Below are 15,277 nucleotides of genomic sequence, written 5' to 3'. Positions count from 1 at the left end.
TTCGCGCCGGGCTTTTTTTTGCCCTTTGGTCAGGCGTTGATCGACGGACGGGAGCGGCGGTCGTAAGCTTGGTCCTCAAGCGTGGAGACCCAGTATGGACAAGGCCGAACTCAAGAGTGTCGTCGAGCGACACAAGCAGGAACAGGACGCCTTGGAGGCGCGGCTGACGGCGATGCGCAACGGCGAACTGCACGTCGGCTCCAGGACCGGCGATGGCGAGACGATCGATGAGACCCACGTCCACATCAGCGAGCTGGAACGCCTGCGCGGCTGGCTGGCCGAAAACGTCGCCCGGTATGAGGCGCTGCTGGGGGCCTAGGAACGGAAGTGGTGCCGGTTACAGGAATCGAACCCGTGACCTTCGGTTTACAAAACCGCTGCTCTACCAGCTGAGCTAAACCGGCCAATCCGCCTTGGCGACGGGGCGTTCTCCATAGCCGCAAGGACGGGTGCCGGGCAATGGCCTTCGGAGAGCGCACAGCCGTCATTGCCGCATCGTTAAACCAAGCTAAGGTGCTCTCAAACAACTGTTCGGGGAGTGGCGGATGCGAGTTCGGTTGATGATGGCGGCGGCCCTGGCCGTCCTGAGCCTGACGGGCGCCCCGACGTGGAGCGTGGCGAACGCGGCTCCTGCGGCGACCCTGGCCACGGCCAGTCCCGAGGCGGAAGGCTTTTCGTCCGAGCGCCTCAAGCACCTGAACGTCCACATGCAGGCGCTGGTCGATGGCGGCCACGTGCCGGGCGCGGTCACGATGGTGGCGCGTCACGGCAAGATCGTCAGCTACGAGGCCTTCGGCAAGAAGGCCTTCGACGGCGCGCCGATGACCAAGGACACGGTCTTCCGGATCTATTCACAGACCAAGCCTGTCACCGGCGTGGCGATGATGATCCTGTTCGAGGAGGGCAAGTGGCGTCTCGATGATCCGGTCACCCAATATGTGCCGGAATTCGCCAACCTGCGGGTCTACAAGAGCCAGAACGCCGACGGGACCTTCGTCACCGAGCCCCTCTCGCGCCCGCCGACCCTGCGCGAGATCATGAGCCACACCGGCGGCTTCGCCTATGGTCTGCGCACGGATCAACCGGTCGAAAAGGCCTACCGCGACAGCGGTCTGCTGAGCTCCAAGACCAGCCAGGCCTTCCTCGACACCCTGGTCAAGCTGCCCCTGGCCAGCCAGCCGGGCACGGAATGGCGCTACAGCGTCTCGGTCGACATCCAGGGCCTGATCATCGAGCGTCTGTCTGGCATGAGCCTGGCCGATTTCATGAAGACCCGGATCTTCGACCCGCTGAAAATGACCGACACCGCCTTCTGGATGCCGCCCGAAAAGGCCGATCGCCTGGCCGCGCTCTATGTGCCCAATCCCAAGACCGGCAAGCTGATCGCGGCCGACAACTTCATGGTGCTGGATGTCACCAAGCCTCCGGCCGTGGCCTCGGGCGGCGGCGGCCTGGTCTCGACCACGGCGGACTATGCGCGCTTCGCCCAGATGCTCCTGAATGGCGGCGAACTAGACGGCAAGAGGATCCTGGCCCCGGGCACGATCAAGCTGATGGCCAGCAATCACCTGTCCGACATCGTGATGGGCGCGCCGGACGCCTCGTTCTCGCTGGCCAAGGGCGTGGGTTTTGGCCTGGACTTCGCGGTGGTCGCCAATCCGGCGCGGGCCGGCACGCTTCAGGGCGAGGGGAGCTACAGCTGGGGCGGCGCGGCGGGGACCTGGTTCTGGATCGACCCGAAGAACGACCTCTTCATGTTGGGCATGATCCACATCCTGGCCAAGGAGTTCGACCCGTCCCTGAAGCATATCGACGATGACGCCGCCACCCTGGTCTACCAGGCCCTGGTCGATCCGGCGAAATAAGCCGCTGGCGCAAGCTGGCTAACAAAAACAAGACTTAGGGAGCGCCCCATGAAGGCCGCCGTCTATTACGAAACCGGTTCGCCGGACGTCTTTCGCTACGAGGACGTCGTCGATCCACCCTGCTATCCCAGCGGCGTGGTGATCCGCGTCGAGGCCGTCAGCATCGAGGGCGGCGACACCCTCAATCGCGGCGGCGGAGCGATGGCTGGTAGCCCGCACATCGTTGGCTACCAAGCGGCCGGCGAGATCATCGAGGTCGGGGCCGAGGTCACGCACCTGAAGGTCGGCCAGAAGGTCGTGACCGTGAACGCCTTCGGCTCGCACGCCGAGCTGCGCAGCGTGCCGGCCCGCAACGCCTGGCCCATCCCCGACGGTTTCGACATCCGGCAGGCTTCGGCCATCCCCGTGCCGTTCGGCACGGCGCACGAGTGCCTGTTCGGGGCCGGACATCTGAAGGCCGGCGAGACCGTGCTGGTCCAGGCCGGGGCCGGAGCGGTCGGTATCGCCGCGATCCAGCTGGCCAAGCGGGCCGGGGCCACGGTGCTGGCCACCGCCTCCAGCGACGGGCGGCTGGAGAAGCTCAAGGCCTTGGGCCTCGACCACGGCATCAATTACAGCCGCGACGACGTGGTCGAGCAGGTGATGAAGCTGACCGGCGGCAAGGGCGTCGATCTGGTGGTCGATCCGGTCGGCGGCTCGACCCTGCAGGGCAGTATCGGGGCGCTGGGCTATCGCGGCCGCATCTCGCTGGTCGGCATGGCCGGGCGCGAGCCGACCAAGGTGGATGTTTCCTCGCTAATGGGCGGCAACCGCTCGCTGACCGGCGTGTTCCTCGGCGCCGAGATCATGACCGACCGCGTCCACGACATGATCCAGCAACTGATCGACGAGGCCGCGCGCGGCGAGCTGCAGGTGGTGATCGACCGCACCTTCCCGCTGTCGGAAGCCGCCGCCGCCCACGCCTATATCGAGAGCCGTCAGGCTGTCGGTCGGGTGCTGCTGATCCCGGAAGCACGCGACAAATGACCAATAGAGTGCTCGCCCACACGGGCGCCAAATATCCGATCGTCCAGGCTCCGATGGGCTGGATCGCACGCTATCCGTTGGCCAGCGCGGTTTCGCGGGCCGGAGGTCTGGGGATCATCGAGACCTCGTCCGGCGAGACCGAAAACTGCAAGGCCGAGATCCGCAAGATGGCTGACAGCGGCCTGCCGTTCGGGGTCAACCTGCCGATCCTGTTTCTCAAGGACGACGCCATGCTGCGCTTCGTCTGCGAGAGCGGGGTGAAGTTCGTCACCACCTCGGCGGGCAGCCCGGCCAAGTTCATCGGACCACTGAAGGAGGCCGGCATCATCGTCTATCACGCCGTGCCGACGGTCGATGCGGCGGTCAAGTGCGCCGAAGCGGGGATCGATGGTTTGGTGGTCGAGGGCGCCGAGGGTGGGGGCTTCAAGAACCCCGAGGAGGTCTCGACCCTGGTGTTGCTGCAGGCCATCCGCGCCCGGGTCGACGTGCCGCTGATCGCCGCCGGCGGCATCTGCGACGGACGCGGCATGGCCGCCGCCTTCGCCCTGGGGGCCGAGGCCGTGCAGATGGGCACCCGCTTCGTCAGCGCCGCCGAGAGCCCGGTGCATGACAATTACAAGGCTGCGATCACCGGGGCAAAGGAGACCGGCACCTGGATCCTCAACAAGAAGGCCAGCCCGTGCATCCGCGCCCTGAAGTCTGAGCGCACCCGTGAGATCCACGACGCCGGCCTGATGCCGCCCGACGCCCTCAAGGGCATTCTGGGCGTCTATTTCGGCGGCGACATGGAGGCGGCGCCCGCCTTGGCCGGCCAGACGGTGGGTCTGATCGACGAAGTGAAGCCCGCCGCCCAGATCATCGACGAGACCGTCGCCGAGTTCTTCGAAATCACCCAGCGACTGGGCGCGCTCGCCGCCAGCCGCAGCTTCTGAGAGACACCACCATGATGCAGAACCTGTTTTCCCTGAAGGGCCGCGTCGCCCTGGTCACCGGCGGCTCGCGCGGCATCGGCAAGATGATCGCCGAGGGCTTCCTCACCTACGGCGCCCGCCGCGTCTATGTCTCGGCCCGCAAGGCCGCCGCCTGCGACGCCGCCGCCGAGGAGCTGTCGGCGATCGGCGAATGTATCTCACTGCCGGCCGACGTCTCGACGCTGGAAGGCATCAACGGCCTGGTGGCGCGGATCGCCGAGCGCGAGGACAAGCTCGATATCCTGGTCAATAACGCCGGCGCCGCCTGGGGCGCACCCTTCGACGAGTTTCCCGAGAGCGGCTGGGACAAGGTCGTCGACCTCAACATGAAGACCCCGTTCTTCCTCACCCAGGCGCTGATTGGCCACCTGCGGGCGGCGGGCAAGGATCATGTGGCCAAGGTGATCAACATCGCCTCGATCGACGGCCAGTCGGTGGCGCATGAGGAGACCTATCCCTACGGCGCGTCCAAGGCTGGCTTGCTGCACATGACCAAGCGCATGGCCTTGCGCCTGGCCCCCGACAACATCGCCGTCAGCTGCATCGCGCCCGGCGCCTTTGCGTCCGACATGAACAAGGTGGCTCGTGACCATTCCGACGCGGTGTCCAAGAGCATCCCGGCCGGCCGCATCGGCACGACTGAGGACATGGCGGGGGCGGCAATCTACCTGGCCTCGCGGGCCGGTGACTATGTGACGGGCTCGGCGGTGACCGTGGACGGCGGGGTCAGCTTCGCGCGGTGATCCGCGGCTGGGGCAGGCGCATGCGCCTGTCCCCAATCGTCGCTAAGGCTTACCCGGCGCGGGAAAACCCGCCAGCTCGGCGGGTTCGGCGTCGCTGAGCTCAACCCCGGCGTTGCGAGTCCCGCCGCCGCTGAGCGGCTTGGGCGGACGGGCGCCGCGTTCGCGGGCCGACATCAGAGCCCAGCCACCTGGCTTGAGGATCTCCAGCGGCGAGTAGCGGGCCTTGTAGGCCATCTTCTCGCTGCCTGGCACCCAATAGCCGAGATAGACGTAGGGCAAGCTGTTCACGCCCGCCTGGACGATATGGTCCAGGATGATGAACGAGCCCAGGCTGCGCTTGACCTGGGTGGGGTCGTAGAAGCTGTAGACCAGCGACAGGCCGTCGGCGAGCACATCGACCAGCACGCAGGCGATCAGGTCGCCAGGGCCCCGATCCTGAGAGCGCAAACGGTATTCGATAAGGTGGGTGCGAACCGCCGTGTCCTCGACCATGGCCACATAGTCGGGCCAGGTCATCTCGGCCATGCCGCCGTCGGCGTGGCGGGTCAGCAGGTACCGGCGCAGCAGTTCGAACTGTTCGAGCGTCGCCTCTGCCTCGACCAGGTGGCGTTGAAGGTCGCCATTGCGGCCCAGGACCTTGCGCTCCGAGCGCGAAAGGACGTATTCGCCGGCCGGTGCGCGGGCCGACTGGCAGGCACGGCAGGTCTCGCAAGCGGGGCGGTAAGCGATGTTCTGCGAGCGGCGGAAGCCAACCTGGGTCAGGCTGTCATTGACGGTCGGGCCATCGGACAGCGGCAGGTGGGCGAAGACTTTCCGTTCCTCGCGGCCCGGCAGATACGGGCACGGCGTGGGCGCCGTCAGGAAGAAGCGCAGCTGTCGCGTGGGGAAATGCTGCGTCACGGAAAGCGCCTGTTCCTCTAGGGAGCCCGGTTGGGGGCTGATAAGCGATTAGGCGGTATCTGTGAGGCTTGCGCAAGCTGCGCCGCAGCCAAGAGCGGCTTAGCGCCACAGGTCTGGTCAGAGGCCATCGGGAAGCACTGGCTTTTCGCGCAGAAGCACGATGGACATACGTCGGTTGCCCGCCAGAGTGGGGTCGTCCGCATATAGCGGCTCGGAATTGGCCTTGCCCGACACTTGGTAGATGCGGTCTTCGTCGACGCCCACGCTGCGCAGCACCTGGCGCGAGGCGTCGGCGCGTTCTGCCGACAGGGACCAGTCGCTGTCGGCGCGCTTGCCGTCCGGGCTGGCGCTGGTGTGCCCCGAGATGGTGATGCGGTTGGGCAGTTGGTTGATCACCTTGGCCACGGCGCGCAGCAGGATCCGGGCCCGGTCGTTAGGTTCGCGCGAGTTCTCCTTGAACATCGAGCGGCCGTCCTGGTCGATCAGCTGGATGCGCAGGCCCTCGGGGGTCTGGTCGATCATGATCTGCTTCGACAGCTCGGCCAGCTCCGGCATGTCCTGCAGCGACTGGCGCAGCGATTGGGCGGCCGAGGCGAAACTGTCCTGCTCCTTCTTGGCCAGGGCGTCACGCAGGGCTTGCTCGCTGGCCGAGTCGAGGCTGGCGGCAGTCGAGCTCTGGCCGTCCTTGGTGGTTTCGGTCGGGGCCTCGGGGGCCATCTGCTGGATCACCGACATCTTGCCGTCGGCCTTGGCGCCGTCGTCGCCCAGCGAGGTGCCGCCCAGAATGCCGCCCGAGCCGCTGGTGCTGGACGAGATCGAGGCCGGCGCGAAATAGTCGGCGATGCCTGCCTTCTGTTCGGGGCTGGTGGTGTTGAGCAGCCACATCAGCAGGAAGAAGGCCATCATCGCGGTCACGAAGTCGGCATAGGCGACCTTCCAGGCGCCGCCGTGGTGACCCCCACCGACGACCTTCTTGACCTTCTTGATGATGATCGGCTGTTCGCCGCTGACCGCCATGGTGCTTAAGCCTGCTTAACCCAGTTCGATGGAACCTGAGGCCTGGACGTTAAAATGGCGTTGCGATCAGGGCCGGGAAGGGCGATGTCGGACCCGCTTTCACAGGGAGTTGGCGGCATGAAAACGGCGTTTATCGGTCTGGGCGTGATGGGCTACCCGATGGCGGGCCACCTGAAGACCGCCGGCCACGAGGTTTCCGTCTTCAATCGCAGCCCCGACAAGGCCCGTCGCTGGGCCGCCGAGCACTGCGGCGCGGCCTTTGAGACCGTCGAGGAAGCTGTCGGAGGCTGCGAGCTGGTCGTGCTGTGCGTGGGCAATGACGACGACGTCCGCAGCGTTGCGGCGAGGGTGCTTCCGGCGATGGGCGAGGCGGGCGTGATCGTCGACCACACCACCACCTCGGCCGTCGTTGCGCGCGAGATGGCCGAACTGGCGGGCCAGAGCGGCCGGTTCTTCATCGACGCGCCGGTCTCGGGCGGACAGGTCGGCGCGGTGAACGGTCAGCTGACGATCATGGCGGGCGGCGACGCCGCCGCCTTCGCGCGGATCGAGCCGGTCATCGACGCCTATGCCAAGGCCATCCGGCGGATGGGCGAGGTCGGCACGGGCCAGCTGACCAAGATGTGCAACCAGATCGCCATCGCCAGCCTGGTTCAGGGCGTCGCCGAGGCCCTGCACTTCGCCAAGCGCGCCGGCCTGCCGACCGATGACGTGCTGGCCGCGATCTCCAAGGGCGCGGCCCAATCCTGGCAGATGGAAAACCGTTGGGCGACGATGGCGGAGGGCAAGTTCGACTTCGGCTTCGCCGTCGACTGGATGCGCAAGGATCTCGGCATCGCCTTGGACGAGGCGGCCCGCAACGGCGCGCGCTTGGAGTCCACGGCGATGGTCGATACCTTCTACAGTGAGGTTCAGGCCTCGGGCGGAAATCGCTGGGATACGTCCAGCCTCGTGGCCCGGTTGGAGAAGTAGATCATGCGCAAGCTTGCGACTGCTCTGGCGGCCTGCGCCGCGTTCCTGGCCTCCGCCGCCATTGTAGCGCCTGCTTGGGCCGCGCCCGCCATCGCGCCCAAGGAAGGCAACTTCGTGGTGCGGGACTTCAAGTTCCGTTCTGGCGAGACCCTGCCGGAGTTGAGGCTGCACTACACCACGTTCGGCGAGCCCAAGCGCGACGCTGCCGGCCATGTGACCAATGCGGTCATGGTGCTGCATGGCACCGGCGGCACGGGCAAACAGTTCCTCAATCCGGCGTTCGCCGACACGCTTATGGCGCCTGGCGGCCTGCTGGATCCGGCCGAGTACTATGTGATCCTGCCGGATGGCATCGGCCACGGCCAGTCGTCCAAGCCCAGCGACGGCCTGCGCGCCAAGTTTCCCAAGTACGACTATGACGACATGGTCCTGGCGCAGTATCTGTTGCTGACCCAGGGGCTAAAGGTCGATCACCTGCGGCTCCTGCTTGGGACCTCCATGGGCTGCATGCATGGCTTCGTCTGGGGCGAGACCTACCCTGACTTCGCCGACGCCCTGGCTTCGTTCGCCTGTCTGCCCAATGAAATCGCCGGCCGCAACCGGATCTGGCGCAAGCTGTTGATCGACGCCGTCACCCAGGACCCGGCCTGGAAGGGCGGCGACTATGTGCAAGAGCCCAGGGAAGGCCTGCGCACCGCCCTGGGCCTGCTGATGGTGGCCGGCCTCGCGCCATTGCCGACCCAGATCGCTCAGCCGACCCGTGACGCCGCCGACAAGTTCGTCGACGACTATTTCGCCGCTCGCCTGTCGGCGCTGGACGCCAACGACCTGATCTACCAGGTGGCCGCGTCGCGGAACTACAACCCGTCGCCAAGGCTGGACTCGATTACCCAACCGGTGCTGTGGATCAATTCGGCCGACGACTTCATCAACCCGCCGGAACTGGGCATCGCCGAGGTCCAGGCCAAGCGGCTGAAGCATGGGACGTTCGTGCTGCTGCCAGCGTCCGAGAAGACGCGCGGCCATGGCAGCCACACCATCGCGGCCCTGTGGAAGGACCGGTTGGCCGCGTTGATGAAGGCGACTGAGCGGTAGCCATAAATCCTCCCTGAGGGAAGGATTTGCTCCTCCGCCGCCCCCTTCAGCACGGGCGACTGTCGCCAAGGTCGGCGTGGATCGAAGCGTTCGCGCGGCCGGGCGCCTCGGAACGATCCAGGACGCCCGCCGCGGTGGGCGACTACCGCCCCTCGACCCAGAGGCTCAAGGGCTGCTTCTCCTCGTGGCGCACCAGGATGGCGTAGCCGACCGCGAACACCGCGATCCCTACGGCGACCGCCCCCAGGAAGCCGCCCGGCGTGGCGAAACACACGGTCAGGGCCGAGATGACCGTGGCCAATCCCAGCATGCACCATCGCAGCAGGATGCTGAATCCGTGATAGGTCTGCTCGTGGGCCAGCAGATCGGGTTTTCCGGCGTCGTTGAAGTCGGCGTCCATCGCGTTACCTCCATGGGCACGGTCTCGGGCCGTCGTACGCGGCCTCGGGCCGAACACTGGACCCGAGACTACGCCTGTTTTGGCTCGCGCGCGAGGGCGCCCAGCGGCGGCCCGAACTCAGCCCAGCTTCTCGGCCGCCCATGGCGCGAAATAGCTGATGATGCCCGCGGCGCCGGCCCGCTTGAAAGCGGTCAGGCTCTCGAGGATGGCCCGTTCCTCGTCGATCCAGCCGTTCATGCCGGCGGCCTTGATCATCGCGTATTCGCCCGACACCTGGAAGGCGTAGGTGGGTATGCGGAATTCCTCGACCAGGCGGCGCAGGATATCCAGATACGGCATGCCCGGCTTGACCATGACCATGTCGGCCCCTTCGGCGATGTCGAGGGCCACCTCGCGGATCGCCTCCTCGGTATTGGCGGGGTCCATCTGGTAGGTCTTCTTATCGCCCAATCCTTGACCATTGGGGCCGGCCGACAGCTTGGCCGAGCCGATGGCGTCGCGGTAGGGGCCGTAGAAGGCCGAGGCGTATTTGGCGGCGTAGGACATGATCATGGTGTCCTGGAAACCCGCGCCCTCCAGGGCCGCGCGCAGGGCGCCGACCCGGCCGTCCATCATGTCGGAGGGGGCCAGGATGTCGGCCCCCGCTTCAGCCTGCATCAGCCCCTGTTCGATCAGCCGCTCGATGGTGGGATCGTTGAGGATGCGGCCGCCCTCGACCACGCCGTCGTGGCCATGGTCGGTGAAGGGGTCGAGCGCCACGTCGCACATGATGCCGACCTCGGGGGCGGCGTCCTTCATGGCCTTGACGGCGCGGGGGATGACGCCGTCGGGATCGGCGGCGATCGAACCCGTTGCGTCCTTCCGCGAGCCGTCGATGTGCGGAAAGATGGCGATGGCGGGAATGCCGAGGTCACGGGCTCGCACGGCGGCCTTGGCGGCGTCCTTGACCGACAGGCGTTCGACTCCCGGCATCGAGGCCACGGGGATGGTCCCTTCGCCCTCATGCACAACCATCGACCAGATCAAGTCGGACGGGCGAACCTCGGTCTCGCGCACGAGGCGGCGGGTCCAGTCGGCCTGGCGCAGGCGGCGCAGGCGGGTGGCGGGGTAGGGGGCAAGCGGCGGTGTGGTCATGGTCTAGGGTTTCGCGCGAGAGCGGGCGCGAGGCAAGACCGGTCGCGTGCTTAAGGCGCGTAGGTCGTAGCGTTGCTGGCCTGCTGGACGCCGTCGATGCGGGTCCAGATCTGCGACTTGCACAGCACATTGCCCAGGACGCAGCCCTTGGCCTTCATGGTGTGGGCGTCGAGGAACTCGGCGGTGCCGTTCAAGGTGACCTTCAGGGTCGGCACGAAGACCTTGCCGCGCATGTTGCCATGGCCGGCCGGCTCGAAGTCGCGCAGCAACTGCTGGCCGATCAGGGTGTTGTAGCCACTCTTGCGGGCGTCGGCCTGGGCCTTGGGGCTGGCATAGACCACATAGCCGCAGGTGCTGGCGCCGCAACTGCGGATATCGACGCGCACGCTGTCGTGCGGGTTGCGCCATACGCCCATGTCGGCCGCCTGCGCGGGGGCCGTGGCGATACCGAACATGGCCGCGAGCACGGCGAAGAAAGCAATGAACTTGCGCATGACGAAAATACGGCGCCTCCGATGCCGGGTGATCTGAGGCGGTGAGGGTTAAGGATCAAGAGCCCGCAGCCTTTGGTTCGCGATTTTCTTCGCGCTGCGGCCTTCAAAGTCAGCGAGTGGGATATGATTGACACACTCGCCGCCGCGCGGCAGGTCAGCGGATAAGAAGGTGGTGGGGTTCACTCTGCCCGCACAGGAGGATTTCGCGCATGGATTTCGCACTCAACGAGGATCAGCGCGCGATCCAGGACATGGCGTCGGGCTTCGCGGCGGAACGGCTTGCCCCGCACTCGGCCGCGTGGGACGAGCACAAGCACTTCCCGGTCGACGTGCTGCGCGAGGCGGCCGGCCTGGGTTTCGCCGGCATCTATGTTCAGGACGACGTTGGCGGCAGCGGGCTTTCGCGCCTCGACGCCTCGATCATCTTCGAGGCCCTCAGCTATGGCGACGTGCCGACGGCGGCCTATCTGACCATCCACAACATGGCCTCGTGGATGATCGACCGGTTCGGCTCGGACGCCCTGCGCCAGCGCTACCTGCCACGCCTGACCACCATGGACCTGATCGCCAGCTATTGTCTGACCGAGCCGGGCGCGGGCTCCGACGCCGCGAGCATGCGCACCACGGCGCGGTTGGACGGCGACCACTATGTGCTGAACGGCGGCAAGGCCTTCATCTCGGGCGGCGGCGTCTCGGACCTCTATGTGGTCATGGCCCGCACCGGCGCGGACGGAGCCAAGGGCGTCTCGGCCTTCGTGGTCGAGAAGGGGACGCCCGGCCTTAGTTTCGGGGCCAACGAACGCAAGATGGGCTGGAACGCCCAGCCAACGGCGGCGGTGAACTTCGACGACTGCCGTGTGCCGATCGCCAACCGCATCGGCCAGGAAGGCGAGGGCTTCCGCTTCGCCATGATGGGCCTGGACGGCGGACGGCTGAACATCGCCTCGTGCTCGCTGGGCGGCGCTTCCTTCGCGCTCGACACCGCCAAGGCCTATCTCGAGACCCGCAATCAGTTCGGCAAACCGCTGAAGGAGTTCCAGGCCCTGCAGTTCAAGCTGGCCGACATGGCCACCGAGCTGGAGGCCGCCCGCCTGATGGTCCGCCGCGCCGCCCACGCGCTGGACAACAACGACCCGCAAGCCACCAAGCTCTGCGCCATGGCCAAGCGCTTCGCCACCGACGCCGGCTTCCAGGTGGCCAATGACGCCCTGCAACTGCACGGCGGCTACGGCTATCTGCAGGACTATCCGCTGGAGCGCATCGTCAGGGATCTCCGGGTTCACCAGATCCTGGAAGGCACCAATGAGATCATGCGGGTGATCATCGCTCGCGAGATGTTCCGGCAGTAGTCCGCGAGAGTCAGGCCTTGGCCCGGCGGCGGCGCGGGACCCGGACGATCGCCTCGCCGCCCATGATCAGGTCGTCGCCGACGAAGCCTTCGCAGTTCAGGGTGACCCGTGCGCTGACCTCGTCGATGGCGGCGACCGTGACGCGGGAGATCACGACATCGCCGATCCGCACCGGCTTGTGGAACGCCAGGGTCTGGGACAGATAGATCGCCCCCGCGCCCGGCAGGATGGTGCCGACCAGGGCCGAGCCGAACGAGGCCGACAGCAGGCCGTGGGCGATCCTGCCGCGATAGGCGGTCTTGGCCGCGAAGGCCTCGTCCATGTGGACGGGATTGAAGTCGTCCGAGGCCTCGGCGAATTTCTGAATACGCTCTTCGGTGATGGCCACGCGCTTTTCGGCGATCATCCCGACGCGGAGTTCTTCCAGTATGTAGCCGCCGGAGGAATGAGGTTCGATCATACCGTCGCCGTTAGCGGCCATGGCGCGCGGGCGCCAGCGAAAATGCACGCGCATTCGTGCCCATTCCACCAGGGCGTCCGATGGGACGCGTCGAGACGAGGCGACATCCGCCGCGTTCCGGACTATGCCGAGCGCCTTCGCAGCCTGGAACGCGCCCCGTGATCTATCTCTGTCGCCACGGCCAGACCGCCTTCAATCGCGAGCAGCGCCTGCAGGGGCAGATGGAATCGGACCTGACGCCCCTGGGCCGCGCCCAGGCCAGCGCGATGGGCGATCTGCTTGGGGACCTGATCGCCCGAGACCCGCCCGCGCCATGGCGGATCGTCGCCAGCCCCTTGCGCCGGGCGCGGGACACGGCGGGGATCATCGGCGAGCGCCTCGGTCTGCCCGTGGAATTCGACGATCGATTGATGGAGTTGACCGTCGGCGATTGGGAGGGCCGGCTGCGGGACGAGCTGGCCCGCGAGCATCCCGAGGCCTTCGCCGACCGGCAGTGGTTCTTCGGCGCGCCCGGCGGCGAGACCTATGACCAGGTCATGGCCCGCGTGTCGGACTGGCTCGCCGAGCAGGCCGCCGAGCCCGAGCGGCGGCTGATCGTCATCAGCCACGGCATCGCCGGCCGCCTGCTGCGCGGGGCCTATGCGAGCCTATTGCGGGGCGAAGTCCTGGAGCTGGACGTGCCGCAGGACGCTCTTTACCGACTGTACGCCGGCCAGATCGACCGTTTCGACTGCGCGCCCGTCGAAGACCCCGAACTATCCAGGGACACCGTATGAACGCCCAACCCGAAGTCCTCGTCCGCGTTCAGAAAAACGTCGGCCGGTTGACCCTGAACCGGCCCAAGGCGCTGCACGCCCTGACGCAAAACATGTGCGAGATCATGATCGGCGCCCTGCTAGCCTGGCAGGAAGATCCCGAGATCGAGATGGTCATCATCGACCACAGCGGCGAGCGCGGCTTCTGCGCCGGCGGCGACATCCGCATGCTGGCCCACAGCGGAGCGGGCGACGGCGCCGAGGCGCGGGCCTTCTTCCACACCGAGTACCAGCTGAACCACCTGCTGTTCACCTATGAGACCCCGGTGGTGGCCATGCTGGACGGGGTGGTGATGGGCGGCGGGGTCGGGATCTCGATGCCGGCCTATTACCGGATCGCCACCGAGCGCACGACCTTCGCCATGCCCGAGACCGGCATCGGCCTGTTCCCCGACGTCGGTGGCGGTTGGTACCTGCCGCGGCTGCCGGGCAAGGCTGGTCTGTGGCTGGCCCTGACCGGGGCGCGAATCAAGGGGGCCGACTGCCTGCGCCTGGGCGTCGCCACCCACTTCGTTGAGTTCGGCGCGGTCGAGGGGTTGAAGAAGGCCATCGTCGCCGACCCGCGTCGCATCGACGACATTCTGAAGAAGTACCGCGCCGATGCCGGCAAGGCCCCGCTGGTCAGCATCGAGCAGGACCTAAATCGCCTGTTCGTCGGCGACAGCGTCGAGCAGATCTTCGAATTCCTGGAAGCCGACAGCAGCGACTGGGGCAAGGCCCAACTGGCCGTGATGAAATCGAAGTCGCCCCAGACCCTGAAGGTCGCCTTCCGCCAACTGGAGACCGGCGCCGCCCTGACCGACTTCGCCGACAACATGGCCATGGAATATCGCATCGGCGCCCGCGTGGTCCAGAAGCACGATTTCATCGAGGGCGTGCGGGCGGTGATCATCGACAAGGACAACGCCCCGCTCTGGGATCCGGCACAGCTTGAAAGCGTTACCGACGCGATGCTCGATGAGATTTTTGCGCCCCTTCCGGCCGATCAGGAATGGTCGCCGCTGACGTAGCGTGGTTGGTGCGCTAGCTTGCCCACAACAAGAAGATGTCCGCCGGAAGGAATACCTATGCGTAAGCCGCTACTCAGCCTCGTCGCCGTGCTCGCCCTGGCGGGCTGCGCCACCACGCCGATGGGTCCGATGGAGGCCCCGCCGCCCCCGCCGGCCGATGCGCCCTCCGCCGTTCCCGCCAATATCGCCATGGCGCTGTCGGACCCATCGCGCCCCGCCGCCGACATGGTCCGCGATGAGCTGCGCCTGCCGGGCCAGACCCTGGCCTTCGCCGGCGTCAGGCCAGGCGCCAAGGTCGCCGACCTGATCCCGGGCAGCGGTTACTTCACCCGCATCTTCTCGAAGGCCGTCGGGCCGCGCGGCCATGTCTACGCCTATGTGCCCGACGAGCTGACCAAGCTGGCCAAGCGCGAGCCGGCCGTGAAGGCCATCGCCGCCGACCCCAACTACCGCAACGTGTCGGTGATCCTCGACACCCTGCCCAGTTTCGGCGCTCCCGAGCGACTGGACCTGGTGTTCACCGCCCAGAACTATCACGACATGCACGACAAGTTCATGGGCCCGGCCGACCTGATGGTCGTCAACCGCCAGGTCTTCAAGGCGCTGAAGCCGGGCGGCGTCTATCTGGTGCTGGACCATTCGGCCGAGCCCGGCTCGGGCCTGCGCGACACCGAAACCCTTCATCGCATCGACCCCGAGGCCGTGAAGCGCGAGGTCACCGCCGCCGGCTTCATCTTCGAGGGCGAGAGCCGCGTGCTGCGCGACGGCTACGACACCCGCAAGCTCAGCGTCTTCGACCCGTCGATCCGCGGCAAGACCGACCAGTTCATCTACAAGTTCCGCAAGCCGGCCGGGGCGCGATAGGGCGCCTTGCGTCCTTCGAGGCTTCGCCTTCGGCTCGCACCTCAGGATGAGGAACATCGTTGCCAGGAATTCCTCATCTTGAGGCGCCTTCGAAGCAGGCCTCGAAGGACGCACCGCGCTAGACGCAATGGTAAGAACCGCGCCCCATGAGGCGCGGTTCGC

17 protein-coding genes and 1 tRNA gene are annotated in these 15,277 nt (G+C 66.7%); 11 read left to right on the top strand and 7 right to left on the bottom strand.

Annotated features, from left to right (window positions below):
* The first annotated feature begins 94 nt into the window (after positions 1–94).
* Entirely contained in the window at positions 95–319 is a 225-nt protein-coding gene (locus ACP694_RS11095) for a hypothetical protein (RefSeq protein WP_426012346.1), read from the top strand.
* A gap of 9 nt (positions 320–328) precedes the next feature.
* Here the strand turns inward: ACP694_RS11095 and ACP694_RS11090 are convergent.
* Positions 329–404, bottom strand: a tRNA-Thr gene (locus ACP694_RS11090).
* 141 nt (positions 405–545) lie between these two features.
* Here ACP694_RS11090 and ACP694_RS11085 point away from each other — a divergent pair.
* From ACP694_RS11085 to ACP694_RS11070, 4 genes are read left to right on the top strand one after another with little or no spacing between them, the layout of a single operon-like run.
* Entirely contained in the window at positions 546–1,865 is a 1,320-nt protein-coding gene (locus tag ACP694_RS11085; protein ID WP_426012344.1) for a serine hydrolase domain-containing protein, read from the top strand.
* A 48-nt stretch (positions 1,866–1,913) separates the two neighbouring features.
* Positions 1,914–2,891: a quinone oxidoreductase family protein gene (locus ACP694_RS11080; protein WP_426012343.1), complete on the top strand. Its 978-nt coding sequence runs from the start codon at positions 1,914–1,916 to the stop codon at positions 2,889–2,891.
* Positions 2,888–3,823, top strand: coding sequence for an NAD(P)H-dependent flavin oxidoreductase (locus ACP694_RS11075; RefSeq protein ID WP_426012341.1), 936 nt, complete (start codon positions 2,888–2,890; stop codon positions 3,821–3,823). Before ACP694_RS11080 ends, ACP694_RS11075 begins: the two co-directional genes overlap by 4 nt.
* A gap of 14 nt (positions 3,824–3,837) precedes the next feature.
* On the top strand, positions 3,838–4,605 hold the full coding sequence (locus ACP694_RS11070; protein ID WP_426012579.1) for an SDR family oxidoreductase: 768 nt from the start codon (positions 3,838–3,840) through the stop codon (positions 4,603–4,605).
* Between the two features lie 42 nt (positions 4,606–4,647).
* Here the strand turns inward: ACP694_RS11070 and ACP694_RS11065 are convergent, their stop codons facing one another.
* Both ACP694_RS11065 and ACP694_RS11060 read right to left on the bottom strand, forming a co-directional pair.
* On the bottom strand, positions 4,648–5,505 hold the full coding sequence (locus ACP694_RS11065; protein ID WP_426012339.1) for an arginyltransferase: 858 nt from the start codon (positions 5,503–5,505) through the stop codon (positions 4,648–4,650).
* A 117-nt stretch (positions 5,506–5,622) separates the two neighbouring features.
* On the bottom strand, positions 5,623–6,522 hold the full coding sequence (locus ACP694_RS11060) for a flagellar motor protein MotB (RefSeq protein ID WP_426012337.1): 900 nt from the start codon (positions 6,520–6,522) through the stop codon (positions 5,623–5,625).
* A gap of 84 nt (positions 6,523–6,606) precedes the next feature.
* Here ACP694_RS11060 and ACP694_RS11055 point away from each other — a divergent pair, with 84 nt between their 5' ends.
* A complete protein-coding gene (locus tag ACP694_RS11055) occupies positions 6,607–7,494 on the top strand; it encodes an NAD(P)-dependent oxidoreductase (RefSeq protein WP_426012336.1) in 888 nt (295 codons plus the stop codon).
* A gap of 3 nt (positions 7,495–7,497) precedes the next feature.
* Positions 7,498–8,589: an alpha/beta fold hydrolase gene (locus ACP694_RS11050; RefSeq protein ID WP_426012334.1), complete on the top strand. Its 1,092-nt coding sequence runs from the start codon at positions 7,498–7,500 to the stop codon at positions 8,587–8,589.
* A 142-nt stretch (positions 8,590–8,731) separates the two neighbouring features.
* Here the strand turns inward: ACP694_RS11050 and ACP694_RS11045 are convergent, their stop codons facing one another.
* The 3 genes from ACP694_RS11045 to ACP694_RS11035 form a co-directional block, all read right to left on the bottom strand.
* On the bottom strand, positions 8,732–8,989 hold the full coding sequence (locus ACP694_RS11045) for an aa3-type cytochrome c oxidase subunit IV (RefSeq protein ID WP_426012332.1): 258 nt from the start codon (positions 8,987–8,989) through the stop codon (positions 8,732–8,734).
* A gap of 117 nt (positions 8,990–9,106) precedes the next feature.
* A complete protein-coding gene (gene hemB, locus ACP694_RS11040) occupies positions 9,107–10,123 on the bottom strand; it encodes a porphobilinogen synthase (protein WP_426012330.1) in 1,017 nt (338 codons plus the stop codon).
* Between the two features lie 50 nt (positions 10,124–10,173).
* On the bottom strand, positions 10,174–10,617 hold the full coding sequence (locus ACP694_RS11035; RefSeq protein WP_426012328.1) for a DUF2147 domain-containing protein: 444 nt from the start codon (positions 10,615–10,617) through the stop codon (positions 10,174–10,176).
* 209 nt (positions 10,618–10,826) lie between these two features.
* Between ACP694_RS11035 and ACP694_RS11030 the strand changes: the two genes are divergently transcribed.
* Positions 10,827–11,966 (top strand): isobutyryl-CoA dehydrogenase, encoded by a 1,140-nt coding sequence (locus ACP694_RS11030; RefSeq protein ID WP_426012326.1) that lies wholly within the window; start codon positions 10,827–10,829, stop codon positions 11,964–11,966.
* 10 nt (positions 11,967–11,976) lie between these two features.
* Here ACP694_RS11030 and ACP694_RS11025 read toward each other — a convergent pair whose 3' ends face one another.
* Complete coding sequence (locus tag ACP694_RS11025; RefSeq protein WP_426012324.1) at positions 11,977–12,426, bottom strand: MaoC family dehydratase; 450 nt, start codon at positions 12,424–12,426, stop codon at positions 11,977–11,979.
* Between the two features lie 158 nt (positions 12,427–12,584).
* On the opposite strand from ACP694_RS11025, the gene ACP694_RS11020 reads away from it, so the two are divergent.
* From ACP694_RS11020 to ACP694_RS11010, 3 genes are read left to right on the top strand one after another with little or no spacing between them, the layout of a single operon-like run.
* Entirely contained in the window at positions 12,585–13,202 is a 618-nt protein-coding gene (locus ACP694_RS11020) for a histidine phosphatase family protein (RefSeq protein WP_426012322.1), read from the top strand.
* A complete protein-coding gene (locus tag ACP694_RS11015) occupies positions 13,199–14,251 on the top strand; it encodes an enoyl-CoA hydratase/isomerase family protein (RefSeq protein WP_426012320.1) in 1,053 nt (350 codons plus the stop codon). The genes ACP694_RS11020 and ACP694_RS11015 overlap by 4 nt, the downstream gene beginning before the upstream one ends.
* A gap of 57 nt (positions 14,252–14,308) precedes the next feature.
* Positions 14,309–15,115, top strand: coding sequence for a class I SAM-dependent methyltransferase (locus tag ACP694_RS11010; protein ID WP_426012319.1), 807 nt, complete (start codon positions 14,309–14,311; stop codon positions 15,113–15,115).
* The last annotated feature ends 162 nt before the right edge of the window (positions 15,116–15,277 follow it).

This window comes from Caulobacter sp. DWR2-3-1b2, from assembly GCF_049896345.1.
GTDB lineage: Bacteria > Pseudomonadota > Alphaproteobacteria > Caulobacterales > Caulobacteraceae > Caulobacter.
This window is presented reverse-complemented; position numbering and strand designations above follow the sequence as displayed.